Raw genomic sequence first — 16,275 nt, forward strand, 5'->3', positions numbered from 1 at the left:
TCTATGAGAGAAAAGGCATTGTTGAGAAGTCTAAAAAATATCGCTTTAGTGATGTTAGTGCTGAATACGAGTACTATGATAGCTCAAAAAAAGAATAAAAAGAATAAAGAAGACAAAACAGAACAAGTTAAGGATTCATTAAAAAATTCGAAAGGACAAAAATATGATGACCTTATTAAAAAAGGAACATTCAAAAAAGGATTGTTCAATACCATTCAGGTAAAAACAGATCTTTATTTGGAGATCAACGATTCATTGTTTCAAAGAGAATTTTTAGTTGTAAATAAAATTTCAAATGTTCCTTTACCGGTTAATGATGCAGGTTTGAATAAAGGAATGAATTACGAAAATAAAATTATCACTTTTCATAAAGATCTTGTTGCCAAAAAAGTTTGGGTAAAATCATCTGTACCAAAAGTTTCATCGCCGGTTGGAGACGCTATTACAGCATCTGTAAACAGTAACTTCTCAGAATCTATTATAGAAGTTTTTGATATCGAAACAAAAAACAACGATTCGACATCGATAGTTATTAAAGCGAATAAGGTTTTTGACGGAAAACAAAAAAGCTTCAATGATGTTTTAAGCAATATTGGTTTTGGAGGATCTGTAAAATCTGATCTTTCGTATATAGAAAGTGTGAAGTCTTTCCCTAAAAATATTGTAGTAAAATCGCAATTAACTACTTCTGTAGCTGAAGGTGGTCCTGCTCTATCGGTTACGATTGGTGTTACTTCTAATATTATTTTATTGGATAAAACGCCTATGCCTGCTCGTTTTGCAGACAAACGTGTTGGATATTTCTCTGAAAAACACTGGTATTTTAGCGATAGCCAACATGCAATGTTAGAGAAAGAATTAATTACGCGTTGGAGATTAGAGCCTAAAAAAGAAGATATCGAAAAATACAAAAGAGGCGAATTGGTAGAACCTAAAAAACCTATTGTATACTATATCGATCCATCGACACCTAAACAATGGCGTTCTTATATTATAGAAGGTGTTCGCGATTGGCAGGCTGCTTTTGAAAAAGCAGGATTTAAAAATGCTGTAATCGCAAAAGAACCTACAGAAGAAGATACTGATTTTGATATTGATGATGTACGTTATTCGGTTATTACTTATGTGGCTTCGCCAAAATCTAACGCGATGGGACCTGCAGTTGTAGACCCAAGAAGCGGTGAAATTATCGAATCTGATATTATCTGGTGGCACAATGTAATGACTTCATTACAAAGCTGGATGCGTATTCAGACTGGTGCAATCGACCCTAAAGCAAGAGGAAACAAATTTAGTGATGAACATATGGGAGAAGCAATTCGTTTTGTATCGTCTCACGAAGTTGGACACACTTTTGGTTTAAAACACAACATGGGTGCTTCATTTGCTTACCCGGTGGAATCGTTAAGATCTCCTGCTTTTACAGCAAAAATGGGCGGAACTGCTCCGTCAATCATGGATTATGCGCGTTACAATTATATCGCACAACCTGAAGATCATGTAGAAGCTATTACGCCAAAAATCGGTGAGTATGATAAATATGCTATCGAATGGGGTTACAGATGGTACGCAGATCAAACAGAAGAGCACAATGCTTTAAATGCATTGATCGCTAAACACCAAAATGATCCTGTTTATTTCTACGGAGAACAACAAGACGGAGACAGCACGATTGATCCTCGTTCTCAATCTGAAGATTTAGGTGATGACGCGATGAAAGCGAGTGAATACGGACTTAAAAATTTAAAAAGAGTCGTAAGCAAAATCCTTGAATGGACGTATGATAAAGACGAATCTTACTACCAAACCGGTAAACTTTATATTGGTGCAATTGGTCAATGGAATTTGTACAACTACCATGTATTAAGCAATGTTGGTGGTATTTACCTGAACACAACGGTTCATGGTGATAACAAACAAAGTTATGTTGCGGTTCCGGCTGCGATCCAGAAAAGAGCGGTTTCGTACTTATTAAACAATAGTATCAAACTTCCGGAATGGTTGTTTTTTAACCCGATTTTAGATAAAACAAATCCGTTGAAAGATTCTCCTCTTGGTCCTTATGAGTATACTCCTTACACATTGGCAAGAGAATTACAATACGGAATTCTATACAGTTTGTTAAGCGATGATCGTTTATTGCGAATTACAGAAAATGAATTGTTTCAGCGTAATGAAGCTAAAGAAAATGTGTTTACGGTAACTCAATTATTCAAGACACTTCACCAAAATATTTTTGCTCCTACGATCCAGAACAAATCACTTACGATTATGGAGCGTATGACTCAGAAAAATTATGTTGATGTATTGATTGTTTCAACAAATAAACTTTTTGAAAAAACTGATGCTAAAAAAATTATTCAGTTAGAAGAAACATTAAGCATGCCTCATTTATGTGATTATTTAGATGAATCTAAAATGGCGCGTAACATTAATCAATCTTCTCTAAAAAGAGTTTCTGAAGTTACATCTGATAAAAAAGGCGAATTGAATCAGGTGTTACAATTACTGAAAACGAAAAGAAACATCGGAAATCAGGAAACCAGAAACCATTATTTTGATTTGATTCAACGTATTGAAAAGGCTTTAAACAACACACTATAAATTAATACAATCCAAAAACAACCCAATGAAGAATTTATTTTACATGCTGAGTTTCCTTCTTGCCCTTTCGGGGTATGCGCAGGAAAGGACTATTAAAGGAAAGGTACTTGATGCCAAAGACGGACTGCCAATACCAGGAGTTACTGTTTCTGTAGAGAACAGTTCCGTATCAAATAACACAGAACAAAAAGGGGTGATCCTAAGTGCAAGCCTTGGGACCGTAACCGATTTTGATGGTGCTTTTGAATTTAAAATTAACAGTAATATCAAAACTTTAAGAGTATCTTATATGGGATATTTGCCTTATACAATTGATATTACAGATAAAAACCAATACACTATTTCTTTAAAATCTGATGTTAGCGAATTAAAAGAAATCGTAGTAACAGGTTACCAAAAGATCGAAAAAAGAAAACTGACATCAGCTGTTGCAAAAGTTGAAATGGCAGATATCAAACAAGCGGGTGTGGCGAGTTTAGATCAAATGTTAATTGGTCAGGTTGCGGGTGTTGCCGTAACACAACAAACAGGAGCTCCGGGAACGATCTCAAAAATCAGAATTCGTGGTACTGCATCTCTTAATGGTGCGCAGGATCCGTTATGGGTTTTAGATGGTTTACCACTTGAAGGAAATGATGTCCCTCAAAATTATGATAAAGACAATATCGATGTTTTAAGCAATTTTTCTATCGCAGGTTTAAATCCTGAAGATATTAAAGATATTACCATATTAAAAGATGCTGCTGCAACTGCCATTTACGGTGCAAGAGCTGCAAACGGTGTTATTGTGGTAACCACTAAAAAAGGAAAAAAAGGAAGCATGAAAGTAGACTTGAATGTAAATACTTTCGTGACTCAAAAACCTGATTTTTCTAAATTAAACCTTTTAAATTCTTCTCAAAAAGTAGATTTTGAACTTTCGCTGGCTTCAAGAGAAGATTTGACTTACAGAGACGGTAACGGAGAAATTTCCCGTATTCTTAAACAGGCTAATGAATTAGGAGCCTACAGATCGGGAGGTTTTTCTTCTCTAAGTCCAACAACACAAAACTCAATCAACGCTTTAAGAAACACCAATACCAATTGGGGCGATTTATTGTACAGAAGTGCCATCAACAAACAATATACATTAAGTTTATCTGGTGGTGGAGAAAAATCTGATTACTATTTCTCTTTAGGAGCTTACAACGAAGAAGGTGCTACTATCGGAACTGGTTTTGACAGATACAACCTTACTTTAAAAAACAACTTTGATGTAACTGATAAATTACATGTTGGAGTTGGAATTTTTGGTACACAAAGTAAAAAATCATCTTATATTTCAGATACAGACACTTTTACAAATCCTGCTAATTACTCCAGAAATGCTAATCCATATTTAGCTCCATTAAACGCTGATGGAAGTTATAATTATGATAAAGACATGACCGGATATGGAAATGGAAGTGTTTATATTCCTTTTAATTACTTAGAAGAAAGGGAAAATACCAATTACGAATTGACAACAAGATCTATAAAAGCATTGCTTGACGTTGATTATAATATTGTAAAAGGATTAAAAGCAAGTACACAAATTGGTTTACAGTTTGACAACAATGCTTCTGAAAAATATGCTGGTAAAGACACTTACTTTACAAGAAAAGAAAGAGAAAAAACAAGTGTATTTGCAAATGGAGCTTATACTTATTTCCTTCCTGTGGGCGGAATTATTCAAAATTCAAACACTGACTTTTTTCAATATAACTGGAAAACAATGTTAAACTATAGTACTACTCTTGGAGGAAAACATGAGTTAGAATTTATGGTGGGTAATGAATTAAGAAAAAACAAAAACACATCTATTAATACAAAAGGTTTTGGTTTCGACCCGAAAACATTGACTACAACTCAAATTGTTTTTCCAACTCAGGCTTATGCATCTAATCTAAACTATAGAACGTATTTAAAGAGTGAAAACGAAAATGCATTTGCATCAATGTTCGCAACAGCATCTTATACTTATGACAGAAAATATACTTTCTTTGGAAGTGTTCGTTACGACGGTTCTGATTTATTTGGTGTAGATCCTAAATACAAATACTTACCATTATGGGCAGTTTCTGGTTCATGGGCAGTATCTGAAGAAAACTTCTTAAAAGGCAGCGAAATAGTTTCTAATTTAAGATTACGTGCATCTTACGGTTTACAAGGAAATATAGATAAAAATACTTCTCCGTATGTCGTTGGAACAAATCAGACAACTATTATTTTACCGGGACAATCAGAACCTATTATTACTGTAATTTCTCCTCCAAATGATAAATTAAGATGGGAAAAAACGGAGAATACCAACTTTGGGATGGATCTTGGTTTATTCAACAATCGTATCAGCATTGTAACTGATGTTTACGGAAGAAAAAGTACTGATTTAATTGGTTTACAATCACTTCCTGTTGAAAACGGTTTTGAGTTTACAAACGCTAACTGGGCTCAGGTAACGAATAAAGGATATGAAATTTCTTTGTCTACAAGAAACATTGACCGTCCGAACTTTAAATGGAATACGACTATTAATTTTGCTCATAATAAGAGTACTGTTGATCGTATCCAGATAAGATCTAACAGCTATTTACCTTCAAGACAAGGATTACCTGTTAATGCTGTATTTGCATTAAAAACTAACGGAATTGATGAAAGTGGTTTCCCTTTATTTGTAAATAAAAAGGGAGAAACTGTAAACACGCAAACTCTTTTTGGTCTTTTTGATCCTTATGCAGATTTTTTCCCTGGAGTTTTCTCGCAATCAAAACTTACAGATGAACAAACAAGAGATTTGTTTACTTATGTTGGAGATGCAGATCCTAAATTTACTGGTGGTATTATCAACACATTTAAAGTTCATAATTTTGATCTTACTGTTGCTACCACTTTCAATCTTAAACAAACTGTTGTTGAAAGACCAAATTTTAATGGTACACAAGTAGATCGTGGTCAAAACTACACTACAGATATACTTAATGCATGGTCGCCTACTAATACAGGATCGAACATACCTGGAATTACTAGTGCAACTTCAGGAACAGGAGATTCATGGATGGCTTTCCAATGGTTTTCTCCAGCAGGAGCACCACTTAATGTTTACAACTATTTAGATACCTGGGTTCATGAAATGAGCTATATGCGTTTAAGTAGTGTTCGTTTAGGATATTCATTGCCTAAAACAGCAACAAAAACATTGTTTATGGATAGTGTTAGATTTAGTATCGAAGGAAGGAACTTATTTGTAATCAGCTCTAATTATAAAGGTTACTTTGACCCTGAAACGTACGGAAATATCTATGCACAACCAATCCCAAGATCAATATCTTTAGGATGTAACCTAACTTTTTAATCTGATTTAAAATGAAAAATATATTAAAATACGTATTCTTTGCCGGTGTAGCCATTACTACTGTAAGCTGTGATCATTATCTTGATGTTGAGCCGGTAGGTAAAGTAATTCCGGAAACTTTAACTGATTACAGAGCCGTAATGACAAGCGGTTATTCTACAACTGCTATTCATAAAGCATTATCTGCTATTAGAGCAGACGAATTGATTTTAGATGAATTTAATGATAATGCTACTTTTTACAGAGATCATTATATATGGAACGATGCCAATCCTGATAAAACTACAAACAGTTTTCCTTATGCTGCTTTGTACAACAGAATTTTCTATACCAATGTTATCATCAATGAAGCAAGTGCAAAATTAGCGCCTTCTGCAGAGAAAGATCAACTAATAGGAGAAGCTTATGCACTAAGAGCATTAACTTATTTTGATTTATTGAATATCTTCAGTAAACCTTTTAATGCTACAACAGCTGGAACAGACAGAGGTGTTCCGTTGGCTTTACAAATAGATTTAGAGCAGGCTTACGTTCCTCAAAGTGTTGCTGTTATTTACGACCAGATTTTATCTGATAATGAAGCGGCTAGCAAATTATTGAATTTAAACACTCAGACAGCTGGTATAAACTACCGTTTTTCTAAAGCTGCTTTGTATGCAATGGAATCTCGTATTTTCTTATACAGAAAAGAATGGGCAAAAGCTATTGCTGCTGCAGATAAAGCAATGACATACAAAAGTGCTTTAATCAACTTAAACACTACTGCTGCTTTACCAAATCTTTACAACGGACCAGAATCTATACTAGCACTTGAGGATCCTTTTATTAATCTTTTGAAAGGAGCATCATATGCTGCGCCAACTTTAACAAGCGTTTACGATAAAACAAACGATTTACGTTTTGCTTTATATTATCAGGCAAGCGGAAGCAGATACAGATTTAGAAAAGGTGGTGATATCGCTCAAAAATGTACGTTTAGAACATCTGAATTGTATTTGACTAAAGCAGAAGCATCGGCACAATTAAGCGATTTGCCAACGGCAAGAACAACTGTAATCGCTTTTATCAAAAACAGATATACTGCAACAGCTTTTAATACATTAAGCACATCGATTGCTGCAATGACACAAACTCAACTTCTTGATTTTATTGCTCAGGAAAGACAACGTGAGTTTGCTGTAGAAGGTCACCGTTGGTTTGATTTAAGAAGAACAACACAAAAGCAAATCAATCATACTTTTAATGATCAAGATTACACATTAATAGAAAATGATCCGCGTTATACGCTTCCATTCCCTCTTGATGCCCGTTTAAATAATCCTGATTTGTAAAAAAATTAGCTCCGTTTTTAACGGAGCTTTTTTTTTAACTTTACAGAAAATTAAACGTAATGAAAATAGTTATTATTGAAGACGAACATTTGGCTTCAAGCTATCTCAAATCAATATTAGAACAACAGAGTATTATTTCGATCAGTGAAATCACGGTACTCAAGTCTGTAAAAGATGCCGTAGCTTTCTTTACGAAAAATAGTGTTGATCTTGCCTTCATGGATATTCATTTAGGAGACGGAAAAAGTCTTGACATTTTTGAGCAGGCAACTGTTTCATGTCCCGTTATTTTTATTACCGCTTACGATTCTTATGCCGTAAAAGTGTTCAAGCATTTCACTATAGATTATCTTCTAAAACCTTACGAAGAAGAAGAATTACATGAAGCGCTCGTAAAATACAAAAACATAAAAGAAACTTTTAACACCAACCTGATTGTTGAATCTTTGGTCGAAATTGAAAATCAGAGCAGCGTTCAGCATCATTTTTTGGTGAATCACAGAGATAAACTTCTTTCTATAAACGATACTTCGATCACTTATTTTTATGCCACAGGAAAGCATATGTTTATTTACACCAATTCCGGCAGCAGTTATTTATACAACAGCAATCTAAAAGATTTGGTAAACAAACTTAATCCTGTACTTTTCTTTAAAATAAATCGAAAATATATTATCAACCGTCATCATATTCAGGAGATAATCAAGCATTCGAGTCAGAAAATCGAGATTTTAGTAAATGTTGCCATTCCGGATAGCGAGCCTATTATTTTAAGCAAAAAAGAAATTAATAATTTTAAGAATTGGCTGGATTCTTAAAATATTTGTGTAGAATTTCTAAACACATAGAAATAGGTTTTATAGTTGAAAAAGAAATAATAAAGAAACTCGTTTCTTTCACATAGCTATGAGAATTTCAACAAGTTAAAATTTCTCCTTTGTCGAAATTGACATAAGATAACAAAATCAAATTGCGCTTTTTGCTCAATCATTCGTGAATTCGTGGCTTTTTTTACACATACAGATTAATCATTTTAATCTTCTTAATCTGTGGCTATTTTTCTCGCATCGTTTCGCGATTGCACTATGCGGTAATATTTTAAGTGAAACGTCTTTTATGCGACCCAAAAAGCTATGTCTCTATGTGTTTAATTTTTTAACGCAGATTCAGCAGATTTTTTTTAATCTTTAATAATACTTTATCCTGATGAATATCCAGAATGGTTATTAATTTTCTGCGATCCTAATTAAAATTTATTGATATTTGTAAAAAGCACTTCGCTCCTAGTTTCAAAACAAATGAAAAAAATAATTCTAATTTCCGTTATCAGTTTGGTTGTTTTTTATCTCATTCGAGAAAAGGTTTACAAGCCTTATATCTGGAAGAAAAACATCAACACAAAAGAACATCAGCTACGAGTAGGAAGTTTCATTTTTAGCAAAGAAACAGGGATTAACGGAAGTCAGAGTTACCAAAAATATTATTTTGTATTTAAGGTTATCGAAATCAACGACGATTATGTCCGACTTTCAGTAATCAGGCAATTGTCTCAAAAAGATAACTTGAAGGAATCTGATTTTTCTATCACTTCAGATCAATACAAAAGTTTAAAACAGAACGTTAAAGATCTGACTATTACTCCTATTTTATTCGAAGATTTATACAAAGGCGATGGCCCGAGATTTACCTTAAACGATTATTTACTAACTAAATATCCTGTTTTAAAACAATCCAGATATTATTATGAGGATATTCCTGAAGGCTCAAAAAACAAACCAATGCCCGAAAATCCAAATGATTTAGAAATGTATTTTAATATGGTTTATTCTAAAAAAGAAATTATCGAGAAAGGCCAACTTGTACCCTGGACAATGACAAATAGCTTTAATAACAAACCTTTATTGTCTAACTATTCTAAAAATATAGATTTAATCATCAATTAAAAACCCAGAAATATCAAGGGTTCTGAAAATATTTTAAAAATTTTTATCTTTTTTTTCAAAAATTTGTCCAATCCTGAAAGTTCAGTTGTCATTAGAGTATAACATTAAAAATTATACATCATGGAAACTAGAATCAATGCATTCGAAAAAGGTCAAAAAGCGTTAAGTACTTTATTTGCCATTACAGGTTACATTAAAAAATCAGGACTTGAAAAATCATTACTAGATTTAGTCGATTTTAGAGTATCACAAATTAATAGTTGTGCGTATTGTTTAGACATGCACTCAAAAGAAGCTTTGGCAACCGGAGAAACTCCACAACGTTTATTTGGTTTAAGCGCCTGGAGAGAAACTCCGTATTACACTTCAAGAGAAAGAGCTGCTTTGGCTTACGCCGAGGCTGTAACGGCTTGTCAGGTTCATGACGATGTTTATGCGATCGCAAAAAGTGAATTTTCTGATGAGGAATTAATCGATCTTACACTTGTAATTACCACAATCAATACCTGGAATCGTTTTAACCTTGCTTTTCCTAATACTCCGGGAACGTACAGAGTGGGACAATTTGGATAAATAAATCAGGCTGTTTTTTGTCTTTGGTAAAACACTAAATTTATATCTCAAATAAAAGATAGCTTTTTTTTACTATAATATTAGACATTAGTCCCAGATAATGGATTAAAAAAGATTTTTATTTCACGCAGATTTTGCAGATTTAATTTGGAAGATCTGCGTAAAAAACATTTAAAATAAAACTATAAAATAAAAACAATGAACGAATTTATATTAATATTCAGAAGAGATTTTACCACCAAAGAAAATCAGCCTTCACCCGAAGAATTGCAACAACATTTGCAACAATGGCAAAACTGGTTTGGTGGTTTGGCCGCACAGGATAAACTTGCCAGACCTTTGCAAAAATGGGATGGACAAGGAAAAATTGTCAGCAAAGCAAAAGGCATCACAAACGGACCTTTCGTAGAAATCAAAGAATCTATTGGCGGATTGATTATCATAAAAGCCAAGGATTATGACGAAGCAGCCGAAATCGCGCAAGGATGTCCGGTTTTGAACTTGGGTGGAAATGTAGAGATACGTCAGGCGATGTAGAATAATCTAAATTCCAATTTTTTGAAATTCCAAATTCCAATAGATTGTAATTGCACGCGGATTAGGCGGATTAAACGGGTTTTCGCTGTTTTTTTTCAGGAGCTAATCCCGCTATACGTTCCAATCTTTTGTGGCGAACACCGCCACAAAAGGATTTCCACTTCTATCGGGGCTAGGACAATCATTCATAAGAGTGTTTTCGCCAAGATGACAAAGATGCCAAAAAGAAATAAACCAGCGAAAACCCGTTTAACCTGTAAAACCCGCGGGCAATATATTAGAATTTACTTTCACCACTATGAACCAAGAATTCATCCCTCATTTATTTAGAACCGAGTACCAGAAAATAGTTTCGGTTTTGTGCAATTTGTTTGGTATTCATCATATCGAAATTGCGGAGGATATTGTGAGTGATACTTTTTTGACAGCATCAGAAACATGGGCAATTAAAGGAATTCCTGAAAATCCAACGGCTTGGCTTTATACTGTGGCTAAAAATAAAACCAAGAATTATTTTAAACGAAATGATATTTTCGAAAAGAAAATTGTCACCGAAATACAATACAATTCCGCATTAAACAATCCCGAAATCGAAATTGATTTATCTGATCAGAATATTTCTGATAGTCAGTTAGCAATGATTTTTACAGTTTGTAATCCCTGCAATTCTGATGAAGCTCAGATTGCGCTTGCCTTAAATTTATTGTGCGGTTTTGGAATCAACGAAATTGCCGATGCTTTTCTGTCTAATAAAGAAGTGATTTATAAAAGAATAAATCGCGCCAAAGAAAAACTTAAGGAAGAAAACATCAAAATTCAAAACCCAAATCCTACTGAAATACAAGAACGAATCGATACGGTTCTTAAAACCATTTATCTTTTATTTTCTGAAGGCTACTACTCTACTTCGCAAAATACGACTTTGCGAAAAGATCTTTGTGCCGAAGCCATGCGTTTGACTTATTTATTAATTCAGAACAAAACAACCAATCTGCCGGCAACTAATGCATTGATGGCGTTGATGTGTTTTCATTCGTCACGATTCGATGCCCGAACAAATGAAAACGGAGAAATTATTTTATACCAGGATCAGGATGAATCGCTATGGAATCAAGAATTAATAGACAAAGGAACTTATTTTCTGAGTCAGTCTTCTAACGGAAATACACTCTCTAAATACCATCTCGAAGCCGGAATTGCCTATTGGCATACACAGAAAAAAGACACAACTGAAAAATGGCAGCATATTTTAGAGTTGTATAATCATTTGATCATTTTAGAGTATTCTCCTATTGTTGCTTTAAACAGAACGTATGCTTTATCTAAGGCGAGAAACAAGCAGGAAGCAATTGTTGAAGCCGAGAAACTCCAGTTAACCAATAATCCGTTTTATTATTCTTTACTCGGAAATTTATATTCAGGTGATGATGATCAGAAGGCTTTAAAACACTTTGAAACTGCTCTTGGCTTAGCCAGTACGAATTCTGACAAAAATATTATTATTCAAAATATTAAAAATATCACAAGCAAAAAATAGTTCTTTTTAAATAAGTGTTTTATAATTTTATTTAAGTTTTACATTATTCCCATGTTTAAACATGAATTATTCCTGAAAAATTTCATTTTAATCTAAACAGCTGTTAAATCTTTAATAAATATTAATTGTTAATATTCTAGGAAAACGTATATTTGAGTAACATAGAATATTAAATAGCGTGCAAGAACAATCAAAATCACATAGTTTTATATTTCCCAAAACTCCTACGGGAGTAGACGGCCTTGATGAAATTACTGATGGTGGATTTCCGAAAGGACGACCAACTTTAATTTGCGGTGGCGCCGGCTGCGGAAAGACATTGTTATCAATGCAGTTCCTTATTAAAGGTATTACAGAATATAACGAACCCGGAGTTTTCATGTCGTTTGAAGAACCATCGGATGATCTTACTTTAAACGTAAAATCCCTTGGCTTTGACCTCGAAAAACTCAAAAAAGATAAAAAACTCGTCGTAGATCACGTAAGAGTCGAAAGATCTGAAATCGAAGAAGCAGGCGAATACGATCTTGATGGATTATTCATCAGGTTAGGACACGCCATTGATTCTATAAAAGCAAAACGAGTGGTACTTGATACGATAGAATCTCTTTTTGCGGGTCTTGATAATCAGGCGATTCTTAGAGCAGAACTGCGAAGATTATTTCATTGGCTAAAAACCAAAGGCGTAACAGCAATTATTACAGGAGAACGCGGAGAAGCAACTTTAACGCGTCAGGGACTTGAAGAATACGTTTCTGATTGTGTAATTGTGCTGGATCATCGTGTAATCGAACAGGTTTCGACAAGAAGGCTTCGTATTGTAAAATACAGAGGATCAACGCATGGTACAAATGAATACCCGTTTCTTATTGATGAAGACGGAATTTCGGTTTTGCCTATTACGTCGTTAAAACTGGATAATGAAGTTTCATCAGATATTATTTCGACCGGAGTCCCGGGATTAAACGATATGTTTCAGGGTGGCGGATTTTACCGCGGAAGCAATATTTTAGTTTCAGGAACAGCAGGAACCGCAAAAACTACCATTGGTTGTTATTTTGCCAATGAACAATGTAAAAAGAAGGAAAAAACAATTTATTTTGCTTTTGAAGAATCACCGCATCAATTGGTACGCAATATGAAATCAATTGGTATCGATCTTGAAAAACATATTAATGATGGTACTTTGCAAATTCATTCTTCACGTCCGTCTCTTAATGGTCTTGAGCTGCATTTGCTTACGCTTCGCAAATTAATTAGAGAGTTTAAACCTACTACGATTATTATTGATCCTATTAGTAATTTAATTTCGGTTGGTAGCGAACATGAAGTACGCTCGATGTTGGTAAGACTTATTGATATGTTGAAAGCCAACAATATTACCGCGCTTTTTACGTCATTAAATAAACAAACTGATAATTTTAGACCGGATCTTGCCGAAGAATCAGTATCATCATTAGTAGATACCTGGATTACGGTTCGTGATATGGAAGGAATTGGAGAAAGAAATCGTGGAATTTTTATTGTAAAAGCCCGAGGAATGGGACATTCTAATCAGGTTAGAGAATTTGTGATTACAAATAACGGAATAGAATTACTGGATGTAGAATTAGGTCCTCAGGGGATTCTTACTGGTGCTGCAAGACAATCGCATCAATTGAAGAAAACCATATCTGAGATTAAGCTTCAAAACGAAATTAGCCGAAAAGACAGAGAAATTGAGCGTAAACGCAAAGTTCTTGAAGCTAATATTGAATCACTTAAAACTGAATTCGAATCGGCACAAGAGGAACTAAGTATCCTTAAAGCGACCGAAGAATTACAGGAAAAACTAAGTTCTAAAAAATAGAATAAAATGAAAAAAGAAGCTGTAGCCGAATGGCAGTTAAGATTATATATTGCAGGTCAAACGCCGAAATCAATAACGGCACTGGAGAATATAAAAAAATATGCCGAAGAACATTTGAAAGGAATTTACAGCATCGAAATTGTAGATTTGCTTAAAAATCCGCAATTGGCAGAAGGTGATCAGATTTTTGCTGTACCTACATTGGTGAGAAAATTTCCAGAACCTATTCGCAAAATCATTGGCGATCTTTCGAATGAGGAACGAGTACTTGTTGGGCTTAATATAAAACCCTTAAACTCTTAAAAAATGGATGATTCATCTGATGGCTCAAGTACAACCAAACATAAATTTATGCTTTTTGTTTCGGGTATGTCTGTTAAATCAGGTCATGCCATCGAAAACCTGCGTAAAATCTGCGATCAATATCTCAAGGATGCTTACGAACTGGAAATTATAGACATTAGTCGAGATACAGAACAAGCAGCGATACATCAAATAGTAGCAATACCTACTTTGATAAAAACAAATCCTGCACCAAGACGTATAATATTGGGAGATTTGTCAGACAAAGAAAAGGTATTAAGAATCCTAAACATACGCGAATAATTTGAAGGATAATAATACAAATATAGAATCCCTAAAAGCTGAAATTGAAGCCTTAAAACAGCAACTTTATGAATCTAATAGCATTGTTGACGCCATAAAGCAAGGGGATGTTGATGCCCTTGTGGTAAATACAAACGGAACTCCACAGCTCTACTCGCTAGAAACTGCCGACTATACTTTTAGATTACTTATAGAGAAATTTGCACAAGGCGCGCTAAGTATTTCCAGAAATGGACTGGTATTATATTGTAATGACTTTTTCTCTAAACTGATAGGAATTCCGGCTGAAAAAATAATTGGAAGCTACCTTTACGAATATTTTAATAGTCAGGATAATTTTGTTCCGATAATCGAAGCCTTAAAATATGGCATTACTACGCACGAAATTGTATTTAAAACCGAGACTTACAGAAAAACTTTTCCTGCCTATATTTCAGTTACAGATCTTGAGCCTGCCGTTCAGGGAATTGGAATTATAATTACGGATCTAACTGAAAAGAAAAAACATGAAGATGCTTTAATTCAGCATCAAAAAGATCTCGAAGAAAAAATTCATGAACTCAATAAAACAAATGATAATCTTGAAGAGTTTATTCATGTAATATCGCACGATCTTAAAGAACCGCTTAGAAAAATTGTCATGTACAATGGCCGAATTGATGGCAGTTATCTTTCTGAAACTGATGCAAAATCGATGAGCGTCATGAAAGCAGCAGCTTTACGGTTAAATTCATTGGTAGATGATTTAGTGAGCTATTCTTCTCATACCGCACAAGAAGAACGTACCGATGTTAATCTAGTAGATATTATTCGGGAAGTTAGTGAAGATTTAGAGATTATAATGTCTGATAAAAAAGCAGTTATCAAAATAGGAAAATTGCCTACGCTAAAAGCTTCGAGAGTACAAATGCGTCAGCTTTTTTCTAATCTAATTTCAAACGCGATTAAATACAGTAAAAAAGATAATTTTCCTGTTATTGAAATCTCACAAATTGATAATTTTGAATCCGAAATTACAAATCTGTCCGATCAGTTTATCAAAATTCAGATCAAAGACAACGGTATTGGAATGGAACAGAACCATTTGTTGAAAATTTTCACTATATTTCAGAGATTGCACGCCAAAAACGAATATTCCGGTAACGGTATAGGTCTTGCAATTTGCAAAAAAATTATGGAGAACCATTCAGGAAATATTACTGTAGAAAGTAAACTGAATGAGGGTACCATATTTAACCTTTATTTCCCAATCTTATAAAATGCCAAACTTATATAACTTACATATTATTATTGCCGAAGATGATATCGATGATGCGGATATAATCTGTCATACCTTTAATAAAAATCCGGATTTTGCAAAAGTAAGCCTCGTGGCTAATGGCGAAGAGCTTTTAAATTTTTTAGAAGATGCTTCAAATGAAATCCCTGATATTATTCTTACTGATATCAATATGCCTATACTTGACGGTATCGAGGCATTACAGCAAATTTTAAACAATAACAATTTAAAAACGATTCCATGCTTTGTTTATTCCACAAGCATTAATCCTGTTTATAAAGAAAAATGCGATTTGATGGGCGTAAAAGCTTATTTGATAAAACCCTATTCGATAGAAGGGTTTGATGAAATTCCTAAAAGTATTCTCTCCATCATTGAACAATAAGCGACGCTTAAATAATAAAAAACTCCTTAATACTTACAAAAAAAGAGCTGATCTCGTTATGATCAGCTTTTTTTTGTTTTACTTCATTTGATTAGATTTTATTAAACTAATTGCCTTTTTACTTCATTTTTCACAATAGATTACTTCTCTTAAAAACGCGATGTTAACATCAGAATTTACTTAAAATAATATCGACAAACAGTCATATAATACGATTATATTCAATATATTAGAGTAAACATCTTATTTATACTACAAGAG

General features: G+C 33.8%; 13 protein-coding genes. All 13 read left to right on the forward strand.

All coding sequences use genetic code 11. The annotated features are described in order from the left end of the window. Positions 1 to 3: 3 nt before the first annotated feature. Complete coding sequence (locus FLACOL7796_RS15385; RefSeq protein WP_173971621.1) at positions 4 to 2,604, forward strand: zinc-dependent metalloprotease; 2,601 nt, start codon at positions 4 to 6, stop codon at positions 2,602 to 2,604. Positions 2,605 to 2,629: 25 nt separating this feature from the next. After that, positions 2,630 to 5,974, forward strand: coding sequence for a SusC/RagA family TonB-linked outer membrane protein (locus FLACOL7796_RS15390; protein WP_173971622.1), 3,345 nt, complete (start codon positions 2,630 to 2,632; stop codon positions 5,972 to 5,974). An 11-nt stretch (positions 5,975 to 5,985) separates the two neighbouring features. Next, on the forward strand, positions 5,986 to 7,305 hold the full coding sequence (locus FLACOL7796_RS15395; RefSeq protein ID WP_173971623.1) for a RagB/SusD family nutrient uptake outer membrane protein: 1,320 nt from the start codon (positions 5,986 to 5,988) through the stop codon (positions 7,303 to 7,305). A 59-nt stretch (positions 7,306 to 7,364) separates the two neighbouring features. Continuing rightward, positions 7,365 to 8,123 (forward strand): LytR/AlgR family response regulator transcription factor, encoded by a 759-nt coding sequence (locus FLACOL7796_RS15400; RefSeq protein WP_173971624.1) that lies wholly within the window; start codon positions 7,365 to 7,367, stop codon positions 8,121 to 8,123. Positions 8,124 to 8,603: 480 nt separating this feature from the next. After that, complete coding sequence (locus FLACOL7796_RS15405; RefSeq protein WP_173971625.1) at positions 8,604 to 9,248, forward strand: hypothetical protein; 645 nt, start codon at positions 8,604 to 8,606, stop codon at positions 9,246 to 9,248. 120 nt (positions 9,249 to 9,368) lie between these two features. Next, positions 9,369 to 9,821, forward strand: coding sequence for a carboxymuconolactone decarboxylase family protein (locus FLACOL7796_RS15410; RefSeq protein WP_173971626.1), 453 nt, complete (start codon positions 9,369 to 9,371; stop codon positions 9,819 to 9,821). Between the two features lie 198 nt (positions 9,822 to 10,019). Further along, positions 10,020 to 10,358, forward strand: a complete 339-nt coding sequence (locus tag FLACOL7796_RS15415) for a YciI family protein (protein ID WP_173971627.1) — start codon at positions 10,020 to 10,022, stop codon at positions 10,356 to 10,358. Positions 10,359 to 10,656: 298 nt separating this feature from the next. Continuing rightward, a complete protein-coding gene (locus tag FLACOL7796_RS15420; protein ID WP_173971628.1) occupies positions 10,657 to 11,895 on the forward strand; it encodes an RNA polymerase sigma factor in 1,239 nt (412 codons plus the stop codon). Between the two features lie 178 nt (positions 11,896 to 12,073). After that, the gene (gene kaiC, locus FLACOL7796_RS15425) at positions 12,074 to 13,744 is read left to right on the forward strand and encodes a circadian clock protein KaiC (protein ID WP_173971629.1); all 1,671 of its coding nucleotides are present in this window, start codon (positions 12,074 to 12,076) and stop codon (positions 13,742 to 13,744) included. A 6-nt stretch (positions 13,745 to 13,750) separates the two neighbouring features. Further along, complete coding sequence (locus tag FLACOL7796_RS15430) at positions 13,751 to 14,047, forward strand: circadian clock KaiB family protein (RefSeq protein ID WP_055092894.1); 297 nt, start codon at positions 13,751 to 13,753, stop codon at positions 14,045 to 14,047. A 3-nt stretch (positions 14,048 to 14,050) separates the two neighbouring features. Next, entirely contained in the window at positions 14,051 to 14,350 is a 300-nt protein-coding gene (locus FLACOL7796_RS15435; protein WP_173971630.1) for a circadian clock KaiB family protein, read from the forward strand. Position 14,351: 1 nt separating this feature from the next. Then, positions 14,352 to 15,608, forward strand: a complete 1,257-nt coding sequence (locus tag FLACOL7796_RS15440) for a sensor histidine kinase (protein ID WP_173971631.1) — start codon at positions 14,352 to 14,354, stop codon at positions 15,606 to 15,608. A 1-nt stretch (position 15,609) separates the two neighbouring features. Continuing rightward, complete coding sequence (locus FLACOL7796_RS15445) at positions 15,610 to 16,014, forward strand: response regulator (RefSeq protein WP_173971632.1); 405 nt, start codon at positions 15,610 to 15,612, stop codon at positions 16,012 to 16,014. Positions 16,015 to 16,275 lie beyond the last annotated feature (261 nt).

The sequence above is a fragment of the Flavobacterium bizetiae genome, assembly GCF_902804475.1.
GTDB classification, from domain to species: Bacteria; Bacteroidota; Bacteroidia; order Flavobacteriales; family Flavobacteriaceae; genus Flavobacterium; species Flavobacterium bizetiae.